At 56.7% G+C, this 349-nt stretch carries 1 protein-coding gene; it reads left to right on the top strand.

What is annotated here, in order from left to right; all coding sequences use genetic code 11:
• Window positions 1-241, top strand: a 241-nt coding sequence (locus SB822_RS55600) for a hypothetical protein (protein WP_410858909.1), incomplete at its 5' end; no start/stop codon positions are given.
• Window positions 242-349 lie beyond the last annotated feature (108 nt).

Genomic DNA, 349 nt, shown 5'->3' with positions numbered 1-349 from the left:
CGCGCCCATCACAGTACCGCTCGCCTGCTTAAACGCGCCAAAGGCGGGACATTTTGATCAAGACCTTGAAAGGGCTGGCTGTAAGAGCGTCAAGCTATACGCCGCGACAACCTACACACAGTTTGCCACCTGGGCGGCACATACCATTCGCTGCCGCGTGCCCGAGTACGGATATTTGAAGCGGATGAGGCGCACATTCAAAGTGTTGGTAACGAGCACTAACCAGGGCGCTGCCGTGTGACGCGTGGGGACGTTGAGGGCCCGTGGATAAGAACAAGAACTGGCGGTGTTAGCCGCTTTCTTTTGCCTACTTTTCTTTGCGGCGGCAAAGAAAAGTAGGTGCCGCCCC

Source organism: Paraburkholderia sp. SIMBA_054, assembly GCF_046534875.1.
GTDB lineage: Bacteria > Pseudomonadota > Gammaproteobacteria > Burkholderiales > Burkholderiaceae > Paraburkholderia > Paraburkholderia hospita.
Note: the sequence above shows the minus strand (reverse complement) of the source record. Positions and strands in the feature narration are given on the sequence as shown.